This window comes from Crenobacter sp. CS_VA4 (genome assembly GCF_055597485.1).
On record NZ_JBVMAE010000007.1, the window covers coordinates 24,707 to 46,910 of the forward strand.

The window sequence follows — 22,204 nt, forward strand, 5'->3', positions numbered from 1 at the left end:
CCTCCTATACCCAGTCTTTTTCTCCAAGCCGCTGAGATGCCAAGGCCATTACCTTATTGGGTACGCCTTCGTAAGATTCACGAATATAGTTGTCCTCCATACCGACACTCACGCAAAGACGCCTCATTTCTGTTGATACGGCGGTATCCACGACCAGATAGTCCACGCCCAACAATGCCGCTGTTTTGGCGGCAAGCCAGTGATAAACATAACCTATGCCTTTGTTTCGCATTATTTCCGGAAGATGGATATCGCTGTAACCGAAAGTAGAATGTTTGTCGTGATGGCTGTCTTTATTCACGACATACATTGTGTGTTGAAAAACCACGGAGTCACCGGAAATGGGACGGTAATGGAGGGTAAAGCAGACTTCGCGCCTGCGCTCACCCAAACCAGTTTTTTCTGTTCGCGTGATCCACAATACTCCATGCTGAGCATGCGTGAATTCAAATTTGGCGGATGGCAAGTTCAGTGCTTCAAAATCGGTATTTTGCTGGGTGGTTTGCATGGTGTTGATCCTGGAAATAGGCTTCGGAGCCGAAATAAACCGGGCCACCAGCCGATTTCGTTAGCGATTGTAAAAAGCTAAACCACGGCGGCTACGACGGGTTTTTCTTCTGCCTTGATGCTTTCTTTCAGCATGCTTTTTTCCAACTCGTTCTCGACGCGGTCCGCCTCGGTGTCGTTGAGCAGGATTGCACTCATTTGCTGGGCTTTTTCTCGTGCGGCCTCGATGGACAGATTGCGACTGAAATCGCGGTGCACGCGCTTTTGAATCTGCGCCGCCTCTTTAGCATATTCTTCGCACACCACTTCAATCGCCTTCCAGCCGGCGTAGTAGCTGATCACTTCTTGTTTGAAGCGCTCGTTATGGATGAAGACATGGCGTTTTTCCGGAGCCATCTTGCTGAAATGCTCGATCTTGCTTTTCAGCCGGGTGTCCGCCAATTGTTCGCAGGCGTTGTGCATTTGGGTCCAGAATTGACTGGCCATGCGCAACACCACCGCTACTTGCTTGAGAGCGCCACTGGCCAGGAACAAACTGGCGACCGCCATTCCCACGCTTTGGGAATCGCCGTCGAAGTTTTTGATTTCTACGGAGTATTTCTCGATATCGCCCAGCGCTTCCGCCTCCATATCCTGCTTGGCTTCCAGCATCTTGAAGTACGCCATTTTTTCCTGCCGCAAGTTCTCAGCCAGCGCCATATAGCTCTCGCCAGCCTTGCTGGCATTGTCGCTGGCTTGCCGGAGTGCATCGGCCGCCGCCTGCACCAGTGCCTGTTTGTTGCGTACCTCGGCCTCTCTCTCCTCCACCTTCTTGGCTGCAGCCGCGGCGACGGCTTGGGCCTTCTCCGCTTTGTTACTAGCGTTTGCGGCTTCGGCCTCGGCGCGCTTGGCAGCGGCTTCTTTCTGTGCACGTACCTTATTGTCTTGCTCTTTTTCTACCTCCGAACGTGCGGCATTGGCCGCTTCACTCTTGCCCGCCGCAGTTTTCTCGGCACGGTCTTTCTCTTCGGCGGCGACGGTAGATGCTTTCTTTGCTTCTTCTGCGGCGACAGTGGCTTCTTTCAGTTCCGCTTTTGCGTCCTCCTCTCGCTTTTCAGCGTCGGCTTTGCCTGAATGGAGATTGGTGGGGGGAAGAACATTGCGCGCGGTATTGGCCATTGCCAGCACCGGACCGCCGGTAGAAATGGCGGCAAAGGTACCTAGCCCAGCACCGATCGGTTGCATGATCGCGCCCAAGAAAGTCATGGCAAATGCACGGGCCTCTGCTGTGTCTGCCTTCTCGGCAGCCTTGCTATAGAGCTTTTCCAGCCTTTTCTTTTGCTCGGCCAGGTGCTTGAGCAGAGTTTTGGCTTTAATGGAGCGAGCCTCTAGTTCGGCCATCTTCTGTCGGATCTCCACGCCCCTTTCCTCCTGCAGCGCTTTGACCCTCTCGGTGCTGGCCAGAATTTTCACGGTGCTATTGCCAAGATGGTCAAAATCCTTGGCCAGTGTTTCGGCTCGGCTGGCTAGTATCTTGGCCGCCTGACCACACTCACTCAGCATGTCGCAGGCGAAACTGGGTTCGTCATTGAACAGGCTGGAGAAGGCATCCACCAAAATGTCTTGGATGTTCTTGCTTTGCATGGCGAAATGACCGAGCTCGACATCGCATTTGCCGCAGACAACACCGAACTGGTCGTGCAGTTCGGTAAGCGACGCGCTGAGATCTCCGGCACCTTCACCGGCACCGGCCACACCGTTGTAGGCTAGATAAATCAGGTCACCGGTGCGGTTCAGGCCAGTAACAAGCTTGTGAAGCTCGATGTTCTTCAATACGTTGGCACGCGCTTGGGCCACTGCACCGGTTTGCTTGCTTGGGACTTGATCCAGAGCGTAAGGGGTGCTCTCGCCGGGTAAGAGAACGGTCAGATCGGACATCTTCATCTCCTTAGAGTATTAACGGTTTCCACTTCCCAGCCCGGCGTTGCCGGCGGTAGCGATGCAGCGCAGGGAAGTAGAACGCCGCGTCGATGGAGAGGCAGTGTTCCGCGTTCATGCATACCAGGTAAATAATCCAATACGACTACTACTAGTCGATTAGGACTATTAATTGCATTTTTTATTGCGAGCGATGGGTAGGGCCGTTACCTTTGCGGCATTAGTCCGGAAAAGAAACCATGCTGCGCGCCCGATTGCTCCTCGTTGATGACCACACCCTGTTTCGCACCGGCTTGCGGCTAGTGCTGGCCGACTGCCCACAAGTAGCCGACATCCTGGAAGCGGGATCGGTAATGGAGGCAGTACACAACCATGGCTCGACACCGGTGGACATCATCCTGCTGGATATTCAGCTGCCAGGCCTCAATGGGCTGGATGGGGTGAAGGTGCTGCAACGTTACTTCCATGCGGCACGGATTCTGATCGTGTCAGGTAGCTCCGAGCAGGTGGCGACGCAGGCAGCGGGTGTATCCGGGGTGACTGGTTTTCTGGCCAAGTCCGCCACGGCGGAACAAATCGAGGAAGCCATCGCGCACTGCCTGCGCGGCGAGCGCTACTTTCCGCAGGAGGCGGCGTCGCGGGCACCTGCCTTCCCAGAAGCGTCGCTCACACCACGCCAGCTGGAAGTTCTAGGACAACTCTGCCTCGGGCAGTCCAATAAGGTGATCGCTTACCATTTGGGCCTGTCAGAAAACACCGTGCGCGTGCACGTGGCAGCTATCCTCGACCACTTAGGCGTATATAGCCGTACCGAAGCAGTGCTGGAGGCGCAACAACGCGGCTTGGTGTGGGGTGGCAAATGAAACATCTGCTGCCGAGATTCGACCAGCCACGCTTGCTTGCGGCGCAAATGGAGCTAATCGATCACAGCTTCGGCATTGGCATGCTTGGTTGCTTTCTGGCCTCGGTGCTGCTGAGCGTCGGCATCACCATTTCCACCGGGAATACCGAGATCGTGTTCTGGTCGGCAACAATGGGGGTGGCCTGTGCATTGGGGCACTTCGGCCGGCTCCACCTGCCGGCACGCACCAGCGAACGGCACGCGGCGCTCTACGCCAAAAGTATGACGGCGCTATTGACCGTAATCGGCGCGCTATGGGGCTTCGCCGGTTGGTTGTATATGGATTTGCGCTTCCCTCCCACCGCGATTTGCCTCCTGGCGCTGATCGCCGGTATGAGCGCGGCGGCATTGTCTATTTTTTCGCCCTGCTTGCCGGTAGCGGTCGGTTTCTTCCTGCCGGCGATCGTGCCGGTGTGGAGCGTGTTCCTCGCCTCCAAGAACGTGCATTACTTGCCGATGTTCCTCGGCGTGCCCTTGTATTTGGCCGTACTCTTGGTGTTTGCCCATAACTATTCGCGAGTAGCGCGCCGCTCGATCGAACTGCGTTTCGAAAACGTCGAACTGGTGACACAGTTGCGCGAGCAAACCGCCCGGGCTGAAGAAGCCAACCGCGCCAAGTCGGTGTTTCTGGCCTCGGCCAGTCACGATTTACGCCAACCCTTGCACGCGCTGGGCTTGTTTGCTGTTTCCTTGGGGCGCACCACACTCAACGACAAACAACGCGAGCTGCTGGCTCATATCGAAGCCTCGTCCGGTGCGGCGCGCGAAATGCTCAACACCTTGCTCGACTTTTCCAAGCTCGAGGCCGGCGTGATCAAAGCGCAGCCAAGCACGTTCCGTGTGCAACCGATACTGCGTAAGCTGGAGAACGAGTTTGTGCCGCAAGCGGACAGCAAGCAGCTGATTTACCGCACTCGAGATACCACGGCCATCGGGCATGCTGATCCCAACTTAGTCGAACTGATCCTACGCAACCTCATTGCAAATGCCATCCGCTATACCGAGACTGGCGGCATCCTAGTGGCCTGCCGCCGCCGTGGGCCGAATCTCGTGCTGGAAGTTTGGGATACCGGTATCGGCATACCAGCTACGCAACATCAGGAGATCTTCCGCGAGTTCCACCAGTTGGGTAATCCGGAACGTGACCGGCGCAAGGGCCTGGGTCTAGGCTTGGCGATAGTCGAGGGCTTGGCGCAGACCATGGGGTTAGAGGTAACGCTGGGTTCGCGGTCCGGGTGCGGCTCGGTGTTTCGCGTGGTGCTGCCGCTGGCGACGGCACTCGCTGGCCCGGCGGACCAAGGCGTGTCCGGCTTGCCGCATTCAGGCGGCCTATCCGGCCTGCGGGTGCTAGTGATCGAGGATGATTACGCAGTACAGACGGCCATGCTGGAGTTGCTGTCCAGCTGGAATTGCTCATGCCTGACGGTCGAATCGGAACAAGAAGCGGTGGACAAGCTCGCCACCGTTACCATAGACCTGATCATTGCCGACTATCGCTTGCGCAGCCATCGCACCGGACAGGAAGCGCTGGCTGCGATCAACGCCCGGCTGCAACGCAATGTGCCCGCCATCATCATGACCGGCGATACCGCGCCGGACCGTCTGCGCGATGCACAAGCGAGCGGCGCCGTCCTTTTGCACAAGCCTGTGGAGGTTGAGGTACTGCATGCGACGATGGTTAAGCTACTGTGCTCCTAGCCTACCAATGCTGATTTGAGTTGACGTTCCAGAGCGTATAAGCCATGAACGCTGTTCCAAACGCGCAATACTGCGCCGGAAAAGCCTGCTCAGGACTTAACTAACCGTCCACCGAGCCCGGGACAAGCCAACGTTCGATGCCGTCCCCTTTTTTAAGTTTCTTTTGGGTGCTCACATGCTCGATGGCATCAACTGTGAAAGATGTGGACAAGCAGAAAGTAAATCCCGGTTGCGATGACCGAAGTTGTGATCAGTCCCGAGGAATTCAGTAAGGCCATGACACCGACCAGCAGTAGCGAAACCACTGCGGCAAGAGCTTCCTTGCTGGCCTCGCTGTAGACGATGTACGCCGCAAAATTGATGAACACGGCGGCAGGGAGGATTCGCTCAAGGTATCGCTGGGTGCCCTCGTTCATCTGGAATGCCACGAAAGCCGGGATGATCCGCACTAGGCAACTGGTGCAGAACAACGCGACAATGGCGATCAGGACGGACTCGTTCATACCGTCGCCCTCGTCAGAATGATGGTAGCGATCAGGACGCTGGGTATCCAGAAGTACACCAGTCCGATGAGCTCGATCAGCGCCAGGGCCGTAGCGACGCATAGGCCGATGGCCAGGAGCGCGGGCATTACCCGGTAACGCCCCTCGAACAGCCGTGATCGGAGCTGAGTGACCGAGAGGTACATCAGGACGGCGCTGGCCGGGTAGCCGAGGTTGATGTCGGAACCTATCCAGGACAATGGAATGAGCGTACCCACCAGCGCACCGACCAGCGCACCGACCAGCGCGGCCAACACCCAGGCGATGAAGATGCTGCTCCTGATCACCAGGATGGCGGCGGGTCGATCAGGCGAGAGTTATCGACCTTGCTGAACTCCTTCTCCGCCGACATTTCCTTACCCTGCACGCCTTGTGTATTTTGTGATGTCCTGAGGACGAAACACCTTGGAAAACTGGTGCCGTGACGGATATCTGGGGCTTCATCTGCAACGACTACAAAGATTAAAACTGTGCGGCAGGTCTAGATGGAATGACCGCTTAGGGTCCAGGCCGTGTGTAAACCGCTCGCGTGCTGTGGGTCGCGATCAACGTAGGGAGATATAAGCAACATCGCTGTCGAAGCGCCGGACTCGATTCAGCAAGTGTTCGGCGGCCGGTGATGGGTCCTGAGGCGGTAGGGTATGTGACTAAGGCGGTCGTGACGCGAACAAGGACCGGCGCCCCTCAAACCCTCATCGCTGCCATCGCGCCCCCCACCCCGAGCAGCGCGATCAAGCGCTTGAAGTTGTAGGCCAGTACGTGAAGGCTCATCTCCGTGCTCACCCGCGCGAGTGTCTTCGTCAAGAAGTGTGTCGACCCCATCCAGGACTTGATCGTGCCGAACGGGTGCTCAACCGTCTGTCGCCGCACGCGCATCTTGTCAGGTTCACGATCCAATCGCCGCTGCATCTGATCAAGCACAGTCTCGTGCTCCCAGCGTTTGACACGTCGTTCGGTGCCGGTGGTGCATTGCTCCTTCATAGGACAGGTCTGGCAGACCGAGCACCAGTAGCAGTGCAGCAGCATGCCGTGCTCGATGGTTGAGTAGTGCTTGATCAGCCGCTGCCCTGCCGGGCAGCGGAATTCATCGACATCGGCCAGGTAGATGAAGTCCTGCTTGCCGAAACGTCCCTCAGCCTTGCTGCCTGAGGTCAGTGGCTTGGGCACGTAGGCGGTAATGCCGGTCTGCTCACAGGCCAGGATCTCTTCGCCCTTGAAGTAGCCACGGTCCGCAACGACGGTAAGCTCTTCGATCCCTGTGGCATCGCGCGCTTGCTGCGCCATCGTGGATAGCTGACCCCGATCATTGCCAACATTGGTTACCTCGTGCGCGACGATCAGATGGTGCTGGCTGTCGACTGCAGTCTGCACGTTGTACCCGACGACTCCGGTGCCACGGCCACCAGTGGCCGTGGAGCGTGCATCCGGATCGGTCAGGGAGATTTGGCCATCCGGCGCGTCACGCAGCCGCGTTTCCATCTCCTTGAGCGCTTGCATCTGCTGCTTCAGGATTTCGATCTTGTCCTTGAGCCGAACTGTCTTAGCTTCAGCGACGTCGGGCTGGGTACTATCGGCGGTGTCCATCGCCGCCAGATAGCGGTCGATGCTTTGCTCGATTTGCTCCATGCGCGCCCGGAGCTTGCCGCTGGTGAAGTTGCGGTCACGGTTGTTCATCGCCTTGAACTTGCTGCCGTCGATGGCAACCACGGCTTCAGCGAATAACCCCAGTTCCCGGCATAACGCCACGAACTGCTGGCAGACGCCGCGAATCCCTTTGCCGTTGTCCTTGCGAAAGTTGGCGATGGTCTTGAAGTCGGGCGTCAGGCGTCCGGTCAGCCACATCAATTCCACGTTGCGTTGCGCCTCCCGCTCCAGACGCCGGCTAGACTGGATACGGTTGAGATAGCCGTAGATGTAGAGCTTCAGGAGCACCGATGGGTGATAGGCGGGCCGGCCAGTGGCGGCAGGATCGACGCCTGCGAAACCCAATTTGCCAAGGTCCAGTTCATCAACAAAGACATCCACCACCCGCACCCCGGGTTGGTCTCAGAAACGAAGTCGTCCACGCTCTCGGGCAGCAATGTTCCCTGCGTACGGCTCTGACCTTCGATGAATCGTTTCATAGCACCCAACCAAGCTGGGGCGATGCTGATATCCTACCTGGTCTGGCGTTTTTACACAGTCTGGGCCGATGTCGGTCGTTCACACCATCTCCGCTTACCGTCTCGGCTTAGCTGTGTGCCCCACATCATGCCCATCCTAAAGGGTGGCACAGCTCATCCACTGAGCGGATGACATGCCCCATCAACCGTGGCACACAGCCAAAATGTAAACAAAATCGATAAAAATCATCATCTTGTTTACAAATACTCATGGCAACATCTCTAAAAAATATAATTTTCTTTTATTTTCAATGTATTAAATGAAGTTTACACTAATTGGTAAGCGTAACCGTTCTGAGGCAGAATAGTTCAGAAGTTGTAAAGAAAAAAGGCCGACACGTTCGGCCTTTTTTATTCAGCAATTTAGATATTCACGGCGAATATAAACCACTACTAAAAACCCACCCTATCGCTTTACAAAATATTTAGATGTTGCCGAAACTTCACACCTGCAAAAAGTAATGATCAAATCATTTACCAAAAATCTGTAAAGCGCCATTTCCTAAAAACAGGCACTGGATTGACGACACTGTGCTCTCCATACGCACAATGCATTTCCCATAAGGCCAGGATCGTGTTTTCAAGGGACTGTGACGTCCCTCCCTTCTTGGAAAAACAGTCATGCCGACTTGATCTTCCGGCTGAATGGCTCCGTTGCTATCCACTGTTCCAGCTCTTTCACCGGCATGGGGCGCGCAAATAGAAAGCCCTGTGCCACCTGGCAACCTTTTTCATCCAGGAAGGCCCGCTGGACCTCATTTTCCACCCCCTCTGCGACCACAGTCAGCTGCAGACTTTCACCGATACGGATGATCGCATGGGTCAATGCCCTAGCGGCCTCGTCGCTCTCCAGGTCGTGGACAAAACGCTTGTCGAGCTTGAGTTCATCGACCGGCAGGCGGTGAAGATAGCCGAGACTCGAATAACCGGTACCGAAATCGTCTATCGACAACCGGACACCCTGCTCATGGAGTGCGGAAATCGTCGCAAGGGTTCCAGGACTGCTATCCATCAAGACGCTTTCCGTCATTTCCAGCGTCAAGTCATTGGGCATCAGCCCATGTTGTTGCAGGATGTCGGCAATCAGCTTGGGAAGCCCGATATGGTGGAAATTTTTTGGTGAGAGGTTCACCGAAACCGTAGGAATCGTGAAGCCGCGCCGCCGCCAGTCTGCCAATTGGCGGCAGGCCTCGTGCAGGGCCCAGTTGCTCAGTTCCGTGATCAGTCCACACTCTTCGGCCAACGGTACGAAACGGGCCGGTGACACCTCGCCCATCTGGGGGTGATGCCAGCGGGCCAGTGCCTCAACGCCAAACAACTGGCCATCGTGGAGTCGTACTTGCGGCTGGTAGTGAAGCTGTAGCTGCTTTTGTTCGAGTGCTTCGCGCAGGGCGAGCTCGAGTACCTGGCGTTCCTGAACCTGTTGGTTCATCTCGGTACTGAAGAAGCAATACCGGTTGCGGCCGGCAATTTTGGCCTGGTACATCGCCATATCGGCATGCTGCAACAGCATTTCAATATTGTGACCGCTGTCGGGAAATAGGCTGATACCGATGCTGGCGGAAGAGCGCAGTTTCACCTCTCCAATGACAATAGGTTTGGACAGTGCACCCAGAACCCGTTCCGCAACCTCGGCGGCTTGGGTGCTGTTGCAGTCGGGGGACACAATCACAAATTCATCGCCAGACAGGCGCCCGACAATATCGCTCCCACGGACCTGTGCCTTGATGCGCTGCGCCGCTTCGCACAGCAGTTCATCCCCCACGGAATGACCCAATGAATCATTGACCTGTTTGAACCGGTCCAGATCGACAAACAACACGGCCAACGAGGTGTTTGCGCGCGACACTTGTGCAATGGCCTGGTTCGCCTCGGCGTACAACCGTCTACGGTTGGGCAGCCCGGTCAGTACATCGTAAAAAGCCAGCTGGCGAATATGCACTCGGGCCTCGTCGCGTTCCAATGCAAGGGCGCACAGGTGCTCGCAGACTACGGCAAGGTGCTCGAGAAATTCGCAGGGTTCGCGATGGTCGCGGTAGTAAAAGGCCAAGGTGCCCAATACCTGGCCATCGTTGGATCTGATGGGGTTGGACCAGCAGGCAACCAGCCCGAGCGGCAAGAATAGCTCCTTGTACGATGCCCACCGTGGGTCGGTCGCTATATCCGTCACCACCACCTGTTCACCCCAATAAGCCGCAGAACCGCAGGAACCGACAGCGGGGCCGATGGCCACGCCGCTAATCGCTTGCGCGATATGATCGGGCAGGCTGGGGGCGGCGAGCGGCTGCAGTCTGTCATCCGCATCCACGCGCAGAATAGACACCACTACGTAGGGCGCGATGCGCTCCACCTCCCGACAAATCACATCCATCACTTCCCACAACGGGGCTTCCCTCACCATGGCATTCAGCACCTTGCGCTGCAGGACTTCGTGCATCTTGGTATGGGTGATGTCGGTGTAGACGGCGACCATGTTCTTGAGTAGGCCATGCTCGTTGAACACCGGGTTGATGACCGCAGAGATCCACAGCGGCTTTCCTTGCTTGTCGTAGATCAGGACTTCGAGGTGAAAGTCCTCTTGCGACCTCACGTGCGACCTGGCGTATTCAATGGCCTTCTGGTCGGTATGCCGCCCGGTCAATAGTTCACTCGGAATCTTGCCGCGAACCTCGTCGAGTTCGTAGCCCATCATGCGGGTGAAACCCTCATTGACGTAGAGAATCCTGCTGTCAGGCCCCGTGATAACCACCGCGTTGCCGGTCTCGTTGACCCCCAGCGACAGGAGCCGTAGTTCCTCCCGACGACGCACCTCCTCGGTCACGTCTCTGATGAAGACCGCGTAGAGAATCTTGCCGCCAATTCGCAGGTTGGAGACTGACACAGAGCCACACAGAACCTTGCCATCCTGGCGCACGATAGCCACCTCCACAGTTGAGCCAGGCGTGTGGTTTTCACCAGCCCCTTGGTGGGCGTTGGCGAAGGCATCGTGGGTGGCAAGGGAGGTGAACGGCACCAGCATTCTGACGTTCCGGCCCAGAACGTCGTCACGGCGATAGCCCCAGAGCTTTTCGGCCGCATGGTTGAATAACGTTATGTGGTTTTTTTCGTCAACGATCACCACACCGTCAATTGCTTGCTCCAGCGTTTGCGCCAGGATTTCCTGAGCATCGGGGTATGGGGGGGCTGTGTACATATAACAAGGCTCGTTCACAAGACAGCCGCAATGAGAAAAGCCGACCATAACGTTGTGCCAGATTGCACACCGTATCAGCAACTACGGCAAAACGGTGTAGACAGTCGCCCACCAGGGTTTGACTCCCATGATCGATATCGACGAGCGGCTGTAACGTTGCGGCGTTTTGGCACTGTCAGTGAATACTCAACATCTCATCACGCCATCGCATTCAAGTGACAAAAAACGATGCAAATTGGCTCAAATATACACCGTTTCTTGTCACTTCTTGTTATGTATCTTTTACGAGAAAGAACTACACATAGCCCTATAGTCATCAGCATTTTCCGGTTGTTACCCTCTACCCTTAGAGCCACCATCCCTTATTGGAACCGCCGCATGTGTCACCGCCAATATAGTTCTGCACGATACGGGGTGGGCCCGCAAGCACGACGCCCCCTCCCTGAGGGACTGCATCCATCTCACCGGTCGGTCCCGATCCGTTAAGGAGGCGGCCAAGCTGCTAAAGTGATGCAAAGATTCTATTCGGGCGAGTCGATCGAGGTGAGCGATACCATATGCCAAATAGGCGCGTTCCTTCTTCTGTGACGACGCCCAACGATCCACTTTCTGCCGTGTTTGTGGCGCGGTGGCCGGATGTGATCGCCGGGTTGTCCGTGGCGGGTCTGTTGCTGCCGGAGGCGGTAGCGTACTCGGGTATCGCCAATCTGCCGCCACAGGCCGGCATCATCGCGCTGTTTGTCGGATTGGTGTGCTATGGACTGATCGGGACAAGCCAGTTTGCCATCGCCTCGGCCACGTCTTCCTCGGCGGTGGTGCTAGCCGCGGCAACGGCCTCGCTGGCCAATGGCGATGCCGGTTTGCGTCTGTTGCTGGCATCTGGCCTGCTGTTGCTGACCGGCCTGCTATTTCTGTGTGCCGCGCTGGGTCGTCTCGGTAATATGTCGGATTTCATCGCCAAGCCGGTGTTGCGCGGGGTGACCTTTGGTCTTGCCGTCGTCATCATCCTTCGGCAACTGCCGAACGTCGTCGAAATTCACCCGCGGCACGACGATATCCCGCGCTTTACCGCCGATCTGTTTTCGCAAATCTCGTCGTGGAACCGCACTGGGCTGCTGGTCGGCGCCATTGCCCTGGGGTTACTGGCCGTACTGGGCCGATTCCGGCGCGTGCCGGCGGCGATGCTGGTGATCGCGTTCGGTATCGGGGCCAATGTGTGGCTGAAGCTGCCGAGCTTCGGGGTGCCGCTGGTGGGTAACGTGCATTTCCAGCTGGATCACCCCACCCTCCCCGCGCTGGCCCGGGTTCAATGGTCCAGGCTGGGTGAGCTGGCAGTCGCCATGCTGTTGATCCTGTACGCCGAGTCCTACAGTTCGATCCGTTATTTCGCCCTCAAACACGGCCAGGCGACTTCGCCCAATCGCGACCTAGCGGCCCTGGGAGTGGCCAACCTGATCGCCGGGCTGGTCCACGGCATGCCGATCGGGGCCGGCTATTCCGCCTCCTCGGCCAACGAAGAGGCCGGCGCCCAATCGCGTCTGGCTGGGCTGGTCGCCGCTGGGGTGGTGCTAGTGATCGTGTTGACGCTTTTGCCAGCCATCGCGCTGACGCCCCAGCCGGTACTGGCCGCCATCGTCATCCATGCGGTGGGGCATACGCTACAGCCGGCGGTGTTCCGCCCCTATTTCCAGTGGCGGCGGGATCGGTTCATCGTGGTGGGCTCGGTGTTGGCGGTATTGCTACTGGGCGTGCTCGATGGCTTGCTGGCTTCCATTGCCGTCAGCCTGGCGCTGACCTTGCGGCAGCTTGCCGAACCGAATCTGTCGCTGCTGGGCCGCTTTGGCAGCGGCCATGATTTCGTCGGCCTTGCGGCCCATCCGGACGTTCAGCCGGTGCCGGGCCTGCTCATCGTACGCCCGGAAGAGCCGTTATTCTTTGCCAATGTCGAGCGCGTGCTGGCCCGGGTGAGGCAGCATATGCTCGAGGACGGTTCGAGCATTCACACCGTAATTCTCAGCCTGGAAGAGTCGCCCGATCTGGACGGCACGAGCATCGAGGCGCTGCGTGAGTTTGCCGACTTTGTCGAACGGGAGCACAAGCAGTTGCTGCTGGCGCGGGTCAAGGACACGACTCTGGCCGTGCTGACGCGCGCGGCCATGCCCAATTTGAGCCTGGAGGTCAGCTATCTGAGCGTGGATGATGCGGTCAGTGCGGCGCAAGCGCATGAGCTGAATCGCTCTACTTTCCTCGATAGGCAATGAGCCTCTTTAGTGAGGCTCATGATTTACTAGGTGCCCATGGAGTCAGGTACAGACTGCAGAGATATATCGCACTAAACGGTATATACTATATATACCGTTTAACAATCATGAGAGGTCGCGATGAAGAAAGCCAACACCGTACTCCAGCCGCCCAAAACAACTCCCAAGCCCCGGAGAGCGCCCGCCAGCAGGACGACCTCAGTGAACAAGGACGTCGCCGCTGAATCGGCCGTGCAGCCGCCCGCAGCGGAAGCGGCTGTCCCCGTTGTCGTAACCATGCAGCCTGCCGCTCAGGAAACCACTGCGCCGGCGCCTGTCGAGGTCGTTAAAAAGAGGAAGAAAGCCAAGGTCGTCCGCGACAGCTTCACCATGCCCGAGTCGGACTACACGAAAATCGCTGAGCTGAAGAAAAAGAGCTTGACGGCCGGAATCAGCATCAAGAAAAGCGAGTTGTTACGGGCCGGGCTACACGCCTTGGAGGCCCTGCCCATCGCCAAGCTGAAAGCCCTGCTGAGCCAAGTGGAAAACGTCAAGACCGGTCGCCCGGCTACCGAGAACAAGGTGGAGGCCACACCGGAACAAGCCGCCAAGAAACATCCGGCATAGCCTTACCCTTCAGCCAGGGAGCCCCCAGAGCTCGACGCGCAAGTTCCTTAGCCGAAGAGCGCCCGCGGGGCCTTCCTTGGCCGATTTACTCCGACGAGTCGCCTTGCTGTGCGCGACGCCTGTCCTTCAAGTGCTGACGTACGCGTTTGCTTGCCAAGAGAAGCAGATAATCCTGAACTTGCGCCGCTGCCGCCAGGCTTTGCAGCGCATCATCATAGAGCCTTTTCACCTCGTCTTCCGGCGTACCAGTCTGGCTGGCGATCTCTTGGATTTCACGACTGAGTGAACGCGGGTTCATCGCAAGCTCCATCAGGGATAGGCCGGAGCATCAAGGGCAAGCTTTCATAGCCACTCGCCTGCAAGAGCTATCACTGGCGCTTGATGATAGATCATGCACTGCTACCCGGCCTCATAAGCTAGACCCCAACAAAACCCACCGTCTTCTCATCAATTACGATAGGGCTTACACGCCATCTTTCGTTCCAGCCGTTGCCCGACTCACCAGAATGCCTTGGCCTTTTCCAAGCGCCGGAGTGCTCGTCCCAACTCCGCTTCAGACTGCTTCGCCGCGTAGGCCAGCCATCCGACAACGAGTCCCGCGGCATGCTCGAGAGCAGTGTCCTGCCGAATGAATTGGGCCATCAGCACTTGAGCCGCGACGCCGTCGTTCATCGCCCCCAAGATCTGCTGCAAGTCCTGGAGCCGATCCAGGTAGCCTTCGACCCGGTTGCGCTTGTACAGCGGCGAAAAGAACTCCGCGGCATAGCGCAGTTTCTTCGCACGCTTGCGGAGATCATGCCGTTGCTCACGGTCCAGCGACTGCCAGTCCCGAGCCAAGCGATCCACCGGCCGCCAGCGTTTGTTCAAGGATCGGTGAGCGAAGTCGCTCAGCTTGTCGTGTTCTGGAGCGGGCGGCGGGGGTTCTCGATTCAACCAGGCCAGAAGGCTAAGCAACAGCGAGCCGTAGCGTGCGGAGGTCAACGCGGCACGAGCCTCCCGACGACAGCGGTCTCGGCGCTCGAGCATGGCTTGCTTGAGCGGATCGAAGTTGGCGTCCGGCGCTAGCGCGGCTTCGATGCTAGGCAGCGTTTCCGCCAGGAACACGTCCAGATCACGCACATTGCCCAAGAGCGTGGCAAGCCATTGAATCTTTGCCGTGATCGTTTGCCAATCCTCGTCAGGGACAATGGCGGCAAACGCCTTTTGCGCCGAGCGCAACCGGCGAAGCGCCACCCGCGCCTGATGGACAAACTCCATTTCCTCGCTGTCGAGCACCCCCGGCACGTTGGCCTGCAAGTGACGCAGCGTTTCCAACACGACCGCCTGCATGGCTTCATGCGGCGTCATCTTGAGGCGTAAGCGAGGGTTTTGCGCTTTGGACGGCTCGAGGGGCCTGCCTCCCTGGTAAAGGGCATAGCCCCGCGCCGCTTTGCTTTGTGCCTCTGGGATCAGCGGAAGGGAGTCGGCCAGGGAGAAAGCCAACTCGAATAAGGCTTGCACGTCACCTTGCTTCAGTTCGATCTCGACTTCGTTGAGCTTCAGGGCCTGCTGGCGGCCTGCGATCGAGCCTTGGTCCAAGCACACTTCCACCGTGTTGCCCCGAAGATCTTGCAGCGTCCACCGAGTGCGCTTGACATCTGTCGTAAACAGGGGCTCTAACGCCGATGCGATGTGCCCCTGGGACAAAAACCGACGCGCTTCACGATCCGCAATCTGGTCCAGCTCCAAGGCGGGCCCGTTCACGGCCGCCTCCAGTTCCGGACGCTGATGCAGCCCAGCTCCGGCTTGCTCGCCCAGCTTCAGCGTTTGAATCCACTGGCCATTGACCCGGCGCAGTCGCAGCCCCATGTCCCGCTGCGCCAAATCCAACGATGGGGTGTCGTAGTAGACGCTGACCAGATGTTCCGTTTCAGGGGGGGCAGCCTTGGGTTCGTGGCTCGCCATCGATCGCCTGAAAGCGGCATTTTTGCTCGGTGGCAGCCAAAGCTTCAACTCGGTTTCAATGGTCATCTGCACGCACCTTCCATCAGGCCACAAGACGAATGTCATCCTGAATCTTAGAAAAGATTATGTGGCAGCTGCCGAACTCAAGGGGGAAACCGCAGAGACTATCGTGGATAGATAGACAGATGTCCAAGGGCCGAAGATCGGTGGCGAAATGGGGCCCTAGGCTGGCCGCCCTGGTGTTTGCCATGGATCGGGCCATGCAAGCCTACCGCGGTCGCACGGCTGTCGCTCCAGCGCAGTCACCTGTCGATGGAACGATATGGGACCAAAACAGTCCCATATGAAGATAGGGACCGAGGGACCGACCATGTTGAGATTGAGCAAGCTGACCGATTACGGCACGGTGATCATGTCCTACATGGCGCGAGAGCCGGGTGATATTCACAGCGTGGCGGAGATGGCTGCCACGCTCGGCATCACGGCACCCACGGTAAGCAAGGTATTGAAGACGCTGGCGAGACACGATCTGGTGCAGTCGATGCGAGGGGCGAAGGGCGGTTATATCTTATCGCGGCCGCCCGAGCAGACTTCCATTGCAGAGGTCATCGACGCCATGGAAGGCCCGTTTGGCATGACTGAATGCAGCGTCGTGGCGGGTTTGTGCGCCCAAGAAGCATGGTGCCCGATACGGGGGAGCTGGCAGCGTCTCAACCAGGTCGTTCGCCGCGCACTGAGCGAGGTGACGCTGGCCGACATGAGCGGCGCATCCTTCCGACCGGTAGCGATAGCGGTGCAATCGACATCCGCCGACAAGGGCGGAATGGCGCCGATCAGGAGATGACAGATGGCAACCCAGACATTCGCGCTCGACGCACTCATCAGCCAGGGCTACAAGCAGGGCTTCTACACCCCGCTGGAGGCTGATACCGTGCCGCGTGGGCTCAACGAGGACGTGGTCCGCCTGATTTCGGCCAAGAAGAACGAGCCGGCGTTCATGCTGGAATGGCGCCTCAAGGCCTATCACCACTGGTTGACCATGAGCGAGCCACACTGGTCCACGGTGAAGCATCCGCCAATCGACTATCAGGACATTTCCTACTATTCGGCCCCCAAGGCGCGGCAAGATGGACCGCGTAGTCTCGCGGACCTGGATCCCGAACTGCTGCGGACTTACGAGAAACTCGGCGTGCCGCTCCAGGAACGTGAGCTACTGGCGGGCGTGGCGGTGGACGCGGTGTTCGACAGCGTTTCGGTGGCGACCACCTTCAAGGAAAAGCTGGCCGGCATGGGTATCATTTTCTGTTCCTTTTCCGAGGCCGTACAGAAGCACCCAGACCTGGTGCAGCAATACCTGGGTTCGGTGGTGCCTTACACCGACAACTACTTCGCCACCCTCAATTCGGCCGTGTTTTCCGACGGCTCCTTCTGCTACATCCCACCGGGGGTGCGCTGCCCGATGGAGCTGTCCACGTACTTCCGCATCAACGCCAGCAACACCGGCCAGTTTGAACGGACCCTGATCATCGCTGACAGGGGTGCCTACGTGAGCTACCTCGAAGGCTGTACCGCGCCGATGCGTGACGAGAACCAACTGCACGCGGCGGTAGTGGAGCTGATTGCCCTTGAGGACGCCCAGATCAAATATGCCACGGTACAGAACTGGTACCCCGGCGACAAAGACGGAAAGGGTGGCATCTACAACTTCGTCACCAAGCGTGGAGACTGCCGCGGCGCCAACTCGAAGATTTCCTGGGCCCAGGTGGAAACCGGCTCGGCGATCACCTGGAAATACCCTAGCGTGATCCTCCAGGGCGATAACTCGGTGGGCGAGTTCCGCTCGGTGGCCCTGACCAATCACTACCAGCAGGCGGACACCGGCACCAAGATGCTCCACCTTGGCCGCAACACCCGCAGCACCATCATTTCCAAGGGCATCTCGGCGGGCCATGGCCACAATGCCTACCGCGGGCTGGTGAAGGTGGCGAAGAGCGCCGACGGCGCCCGCAACTACACGCAGTGCGACTCCCTGCTGCTAGGTGACAAGTGCGCCGCCCACACCTTCCCCTATATCGAGGTGAAGAACCCCACTGCCCGCGTCGAGCACGAGGCCACCACGGCCCGCATCGGCGAGGATCAACTGTTCTACTGCCAGAGCCGCGGCATCGCAGCCGAGGACGCGGTGACGATGATCGTGAACGGCTTCTGCAAAGAGGTATTCAAGGAGTTGCCCATGGAATTCGCCGTAGAAGCCCAGAAACTGCTGGGCGTCAGTCTGGAAGGCAGCATCGGCTAGGAGGCCGATCATGCTCGAGATCAGCAATCTGCATGTCAGCATCGACGACAAGCCCATCCTGCGCGGGATCGACCTCGCGATACAGGCCGGCGAGGTACACGCCGTGATGGGGCCGAACGGTTCCGGGAAGAGCACGTTGGCCCAGGTTCTGGCGGGCCGGGACAGTTACACGGTGACAGCCGGCGAGGTCCGCTACCTTGGCCACGACCTGCTCGCTCTGCCTCCCGAGGAGCGCGCTCGCGAGGGCATCTTTCTCGCCTTCCAATATCCGGTGGAGATTCCCGGCGTCGCCAACATCTACCTGCTCAAGGCAGCCCTCAATGCCCTGCGCAAGCACCGCGGCGAGCCGGAGCTGGATGCCATGGATTTCCTGACCCAGATCAGGGCCAAGCTCGTGTTCATGGGGATGGACGAGGATCTGCTCTACCGTCCGGTGAACCAGGGTTTCTCCGGCGGCGAGAAGAAGCGCAACGAGATACTGCAAATGGCGCTGCTGGAGCCGAGACTCGCCATCCTCGACGAGACCGACTCGGGTCTCGATATCGACGCCCTGAAGGTGGTCGCCGCCGGCGTGCAGGCCATGCGCCACCCCGATCGGGCCATCGTGTTGGTGACCCATTACCAGCGGCTGCTCGACTATATCGAGCCGGACCGGGTCCACGTCCTGTCCCAGGGCCGCATCGTCCTTTCCGGCGGACCGGAGCTGGCGCTCGAGTTGGAGCGTCGCGGCTACGGCTGGGTCGAAGCGGAGAAAGTCGACCAGGTGGGAGTAACGCCATGAACGCGATGGCACCCGACCACTATCTGGACGAATTCACCCGCATCAGGGCCACCCTGCCCGGCCAGCGGCTGCCCTGGCTGACCCATATCCGCGACGAGGCACTGGCGAGCTTCCGTACCGCGGGCTTCCCGACGCTGCGTGACGAGGACTGGAAATACACCCGCGTTGCACAAATCGAGAAGGCCGGCTTTTCGCTGGCGCCCGCCGCCTTCACGGCAAACGGCGCCACGGCCGGGCAGATCGATGCGCTGGCTCTGCCCGAGGCGCAGCTGCTGGTATTCGTCGATGGCCACCACGCACCGGCGCTGTCACGGATCGGGACATTGCCTGCGGGCGTCACGCTCGCCAGCCTCGCCGATGTGCTGGAGCATGAACCCGAACGGCTGAAAGCCCTGCTCGATCACCCTGCGGGCAACTACTCCTCCGGCTTTACCGCCCTCAACGCGGCCTGCATGGCCGACGGCGCGTACATCCATCTGGCGGTAGGCGCGACGCTAGAGACGCCGATCCATTTGCTGTTCGTCGCCAGCGAAACCGACTTGGCGACCCATTGCCGCAACGTCGTGATCGCGGAACAGGAAAGTCGGGCCGACATCGTCGAACACCATGCAACGCTAGGCGCGGCAACGTATTTCACCAATGTCGTGACCGACATCTGGGTCGGGGATGGCGCCGAGATTGAGCACTACAAGCTGCAGCAGGAAAGCCAGAAGGCCTTCCATATCGCCGAGGTGAACGCGGCGCTTGAAGAGGGGAGCCACTTCGTCTCCAGCTCCTTCGCGCTCGGTGGCGCGCTGGCGCGGACCGCCATCAACGTTGGGCTCAACGCCGAGGGTGCCGACTGTGCGCTCGACGGCCTGTACATGACCGACGGTCGCCAGCACATCGACCATCACACCCGCATCGACCACGCCCGGCCCCACGGCACCAGCCGCGAGCTCTACAAGGGCGTGCTGGCTGGCGCCTCGCGCGCTGTGTTCAATGGCAAGGTGATCGTCCATCCCGATGCGCAGCACAGCGATGCTTTCCAGACCAACCGCAACCTGCTGCTGTCAGAGCACGCCGAGATAGACACCAAGCCCCAGCTCGAAATCTGGGCCGACGACGTCAAGTGCAGCCATGGCGCCACGGTGGGCCAGCTCGACGCCGATCAGATCTTCTATCTGCGTTCGCGGGGCTTGGACGACGCTACGGCACGAGCCCTGCTGACCTACGCCTTCGCCGCCGAGATGATAGCTCGGGTACGCTTGACGCCACTGCGGGTCCGGCTGGACGAGTTGCTGCGCGGGCGGCTGCCGCAACAAGTCGAGGCACTGTCATGACAATCGCGATGAACGAACTGACGACGCGGCAAGGTTCGGCTCCGATCCCATTGGACGTGGCGAGCTTGCGGCGCGATTTCCCCATCCTTGGCCGAAGCGTGCACGGCAGGCCGCTGGTCTACCTGGACAATGCAGCCACCAGCCAGAAGCCCCAGAGCGTCATCGACTGCGAGGCGCACTACTACGCCGAGTACAACGCCAACATCCACCGCGGCGTGCACAGACTGAGCCAGGAGGCCACCGATGCCCACGAGGCGGCACGCGATACCGTGCAGCGCTTCATCAATGCGGGCAAGCGCGAGGAGGTCGTGTTCGTGCGCGGCACCACCGAGGCCATCAACCTGGTCGCGGCAAGCTATGGCCAGCGCCTGCGGCCGGGCGATGAGATCCTGATTACCACCATGGAGCACCACTCCAACATCGTACCCTGGCAGCTGCTTTGCCAGCGCAGCGGCGCGGTGCTGCGAGTGGCGCCCATAAACGACGCCGGCGAGCTGATGCTGGACGCCTTCGAGCATCTGCTCGGCCCGCGCACCCGGCTCGTCGCGGTGACGCATCTTTCCAACGCCCTTGGCACCATCAACCCGGTAAAGCGCCTGATCGACCTGGCCCACGCCCATGGCGCGGCGGTGCTGGTGGATGGTGCCCAGGCAGTGCCCCACCTGAAGGTGGACGTGCAGGCCCTGGACTGCGATTTCTACGCTTTCTCCGGGCACAAGCTCTACGGTCCTACCGGCATTGGTGTGCTCTACGGCAAGGAGGCGCTGCTCGAATCCATGCCGCCCTACCAGGGGGGCGGCGACATGATCAAACAGGTCAGTTTCGACGGGACCACCTACAACGACCTGCCCTACAAGTTCGAGGCCGGCACACCTAACATCGCCGGCGGCATCGCACTCGGTGCGGCCATCGACTACCTGAATTCACGGGGCATGGACGCTGTCGCCGCTCACGAGCATGCCCTGCTCGACTATGCCACCGGACTGGCGGCCGGAACCCCCGGCCTGCGAGTGATCGGTACCGCCCACGACAAGGCGAGCATCCTGTCCTTCGTCCTCGCCGGCGTGCACCCCCACGACGTCGGCACCATCCTCGACCTTGAGGGTGTCGCGGTGCGCACTGGCCACCACTGCGCCATGCCGGTGATGGAACGTTTCGGCGTGCCGGCCACGGTGCGCGCCTCGTTCGCGCTGTACAACACGCGTGAGGAGGTGGATGCGCTGTTCGCCGCCCTCGCCAAGGTTCGGGAGGTGTTTGCCTGATGTCCGATCTGCGCGACCTTTACCAGGAGGTCATCATCGACCACAGCCGCCGCCCCCGCCACTTCGGCCGGCTGGCGCAAGCCACTCACAGTGCCGAGGGCTTCAACCCGCTGTGCGGGGACCAGCTGACGGTCTATCTCAAGCTTGCAGGTGGGATTGTCGAGGCGGCGAGTTTCGAAGGCGCCGGCTGCGCTATTTCCATCGCCTCGGCCTCGCTCATGACAGAAGCGCTGCCGGGCAAAACCGAGGCGGAAGCCGAGGCCCTGTTCGCCAGCTTCCGTGCGCTGGTGACTGGCGCAGCGGAAACGTCGGCGGCCGTCGTCCCCTTGGGCAAGCTGGAAGTGCTGGCAGGTGTGCAGGAATTCCCGGCCAGGGTGAAATGCGCCACGCTGGCCTGGCACACCCTGCACGCAGCGTTGCACAACCAAGCCGAACCCGTTTCCACGGAGTAACAGACATGGGCATCATCGACTGGCTGAAGAAGATCGACGAAACCGGGAACGAGGACTCGTTGAATGCCCAAGTCATCGCCGCGCTGCGCACCGTCTTCGACCCGGAGATTCCGGTCAACATCTACGACCTGGGCCTCATCTATGAGCTGGATGTCGACGCGAACACCGGCAATATTGCTATCCGGATGACGCTGACCGCCCCCGGCTGTCCGGTGGCAGAGACCTTCCCCGCCACCGTAGTCGACGCCGTGCGGCAGGTCGAGGGGGTCAACGACGTTCAGGTCGAACTGGTTTGGGAGCCGCCCTGGACCCAGGAATCGATGAGCGAAGCGGCGCGCTTGCAACTAGGGTTGCTATGAC

At 59.3% G+C, this 22,204-nt stretch carries 18 protein-coding genes and 1 pseudogene; 11 read left to right on the forward strand and 8 right to left on the reverse strand.

Annotated features, from left to right (window positions below; all coding sequences use genetic code 11):
• Positions 1 to 4 precede the first annotated feature (4 nt).
• Together ACZ2IA_RS08400 and ACZ2IA_RS08405 are read right to left on the reverse strand one after the other, a co-directional pair.
• Positions 5 to 508 carry a hypothetical protein gene (locus ACZ2IA_RS08400; RefSeq protein ID WP_470292124.1) on the reverse strand — a complete coding sequence of 168 codons (504 nt, stop codon included), beginning with the start codon at positions 506 to 508 and terminating at the stop codon, positions 5 to 7.
• A gap of 77 nt (positions 509 to 585) precedes the next feature.
• Positions 586 to 2,424 (reverse strand): hypothetical protein, encoded by a 1,839-nt coding sequence (locus ACZ2IA_RS08405; protein WP_470292125.1) that lies wholly within the window; start codon positions 2,422 to 2,424, stop codon positions 586 to 588.
• A 239-nt stretch (positions 2,425 to 2,663) separates the two neighbouring features.
• Between ACZ2IA_RS08405 and ACZ2IA_RS08410 the strand changes: the two genes are divergently transcribed.
• The gene (locus tag ACZ2IA_RS08410) at positions 2,664 to 3,287 is read left to right on the forward strand and encodes a response regulator (protein ID WP_470292126.1); all 624 of its coding nucleotides are present in this window, start codon (positions 2,664 to 2,666) and stop codon (positions 3,285 to 3,287) included.
• Complete coding sequence (locus ACZ2IA_RS08415; RefSeq protein ID WP_470292127.1) at positions 3,284 to 5,023, forward strand: ATP-binding response regulator; 1,740 nt, start codon at positions 3,284 to 3,286, stop codon at positions 5,021 to 5,023. The genes ACZ2IA_RS08410 and ACZ2IA_RS08415 overlap by 4 nt, the downstream gene beginning before the upstream one ends.
• A 188-nt stretch (positions 5,024 to 5,211) precedes the next feature.
• Here ACZ2IA_RS08415 and ACZ2IA_RS08420 read toward each other — a convergent pair whose 3' ends face one another.
• From ACZ2IA_RS08420 to ACZ2IA_RS08435, 4 genes and pseudogenes are all read right to left on the reverse strand, one after another.
• A complete protein-coding gene (locus ACZ2IA_RS08420) occupies positions 5,212 to 5,526 on the reverse strand; it encodes a hypothetical protein (RefSeq protein WP_470292128.1) in 315 nt (104 codons plus the stop codon).
• Positions 5,523 to 5,852, reverse strand: coding sequence for a hypothetical protein (locus ACZ2IA_RS08425; protein ID WP_470292129.1), 330 nt, complete (start codon positions 5,850 to 5,852; stop codon positions 5,523 to 5,525). Before ACZ2IA_RS08425 ends, ACZ2IA_RS08420 begins: the two co-directional genes overlap by 4 nt.
• 397 nt (positions 5,853 to 6,249) lie before the next feature.
• A pseudogene (locus tag ACZ2IA_RS08430) lies at positions 6,250 to 7,688 on the reverse strand (IS1182 family transposase).
• A 658-nt stretch (positions 7,689 to 8,346) separates the two neighbouring features.
• Entirely contained in the window at positions 8,347 to 10,920 is a 2,574-nt protein-coding gene (locus ACZ2IA_RS08435) for an EAL domain-containing protein (RefSeq protein ID WP_470292130.1), read from the reverse strand.
• Positions 10,921 to 11,504: 584 nt separating this feature from the next.
• Here ACZ2IA_RS08435 and ACZ2IA_RS08440 point away from each other — a divergent pair.
• The gene (locus ACZ2IA_RS08440) at positions 11,505 to 13,181 is read left to right on the forward strand and encodes a SulP family inorganic anion transporter (protein ID WP_470292131.1); all 1,677 of its coding nucleotides are present in this window, start codon (positions 11,505 to 11,507) and stop codon (positions 13,179 to 13,181) included.
• Positions 13,182 to 13,382: 201 nt separating this feature from the next.
• The gene (locus ACZ2IA_RS08445; RefSeq protein ID WP_470292132.1) at positions 13,383 to 13,787 is read left to right on the forward strand and encodes a hypothetical protein; all 405 of its coding nucleotides are present in this window, start codon (positions 13,383 to 13,385) and stop codon (positions 13,785 to 13,787) included.
• Between the two features lie 85 nt (positions 13,788 to 13,872).
• Here the strand turns inward: ACZ2IA_RS08445 and ACZ2IA_RS08450 are convergent, their stop codons facing one another.
• Entirely contained in the window at positions 13,873 to 14,085 is a 213-nt protein-coding gene (locus ACZ2IA_RS08450; protein ID WP_470292133.1) for a DUF3562 domain-containing protein, read from the reverse strand.
• Between the two features lie 200 nt (positions 14,086 to 14,285).
• Positions 14,286 to 15,797 (reverse strand): CYTH and CHAD domain-containing protein, encoded by a 1,512-nt coding sequence (locus tag ACZ2IA_RS08455; protein WP_470292134.1) that lies wholly within the window; start codon positions 15,795 to 15,797, stop codon positions 14,286 to 14,288.
• Positions 15,798 to 16,101: 304 nt separating this feature from the next.
• Here ACZ2IA_RS08455 and ACZ2IA_RS08460 point away from each other — a divergent pair, with 304 nt between their 5' ends.
• Genes ACZ2IA_RS08460 through ACZ2IA_RS08490 form a run of 7 tightly spaced genes read left to right on the forward strand, consistent with a single transcriptional unit; the run spans position 16,102 to position 22,203 of the window.
• Entirely contained in the window at positions 16,102 to 16,575 is a 474-nt protein-coding gene (locus tag ACZ2IA_RS08460; protein WP_470292135.1) for an SUF system Fe-S cluster assembly regulator, read from the forward strand.
• A 3-nt stretch (positions 16,576 to 16,578) separates the two neighbouring features.
• Positions 16,579 to 18,027 carry a Fe-S cluster assembly protein SufB gene (gene sufB, locus ACZ2IA_RS08465; protein ID WP_470292136.1) on the forward strand — a complete coding sequence of 483 codons (1,449 nt, stop codon included), beginning with the start codon at positions 16,579 to 16,581 and terminating at the stop codon, positions 18,025 to 18,027.
• 10 nt (positions 18,028 to 18,037) lie between these two features.
• Complete coding sequence (sufC, locus tag ACZ2IA_RS08470; RefSeq protein WP_470292137.1) at positions 18,038 to 18,808, forward strand: Fe-S cluster assembly ATPase SufC; 771 nt, start codon at positions 18,038 to 18,040, stop codon at positions 18,806 to 18,808.
• Positions 18,805 to 20,130 (forward strand): Fe-S cluster assembly protein SufD, encoded by a 1,326-nt coding sequence (gene sufD / locus ACZ2IA_RS08475; protein ID WP_470292138.1) that lies wholly within the window; start codon positions 18,805 to 18,807, stop codon positions 20,128 to 20,130. Before sufC ends, sufD begins: the two co-directional genes overlap by 4 nt.
• 8 nt (positions 20,131 to 20,138) lie before the next feature.
• Positions 20,139 to 21,392, forward strand: coding sequence for a SufS family cysteine desulfurase (locus ACZ2IA_RS08480; RefSeq protein WP_470292139.1), 1,254 nt, complete (start codon positions 20,139 to 20,141; stop codon positions 21,390 to 21,392).
• Positions 21,392 to 21,844 carry a Fe-S cluster assembly sulfur transfer protein SufU gene (gene sufU / locus ACZ2IA_RS08485; protein ID WP_470292140.1) on the forward strand — a complete coding sequence of 151 codons (453 nt, stop codon included), beginning with the start codon at positions 21,392 to 21,394 and terminating at the stop codon, positions 21,842 to 21,844. Before ACZ2IA_RS08480 ends, sufU begins: the two co-directional genes overlap by 1 nt.
• Positions 21,845 to 21,849: 5 nt before the next feature.
• Positions 21,850 to 22,203, forward strand: coding sequence for an SUF system Fe-S cluster assembly protein (locus tag ACZ2IA_RS08490; protein WP_470292141.1), 354 nt, complete (start codon positions 21,850 to 21,852; stop codon positions 22,201 to 22,203).
• Position 22,204 lies beyond the last annotated feature (1 nt).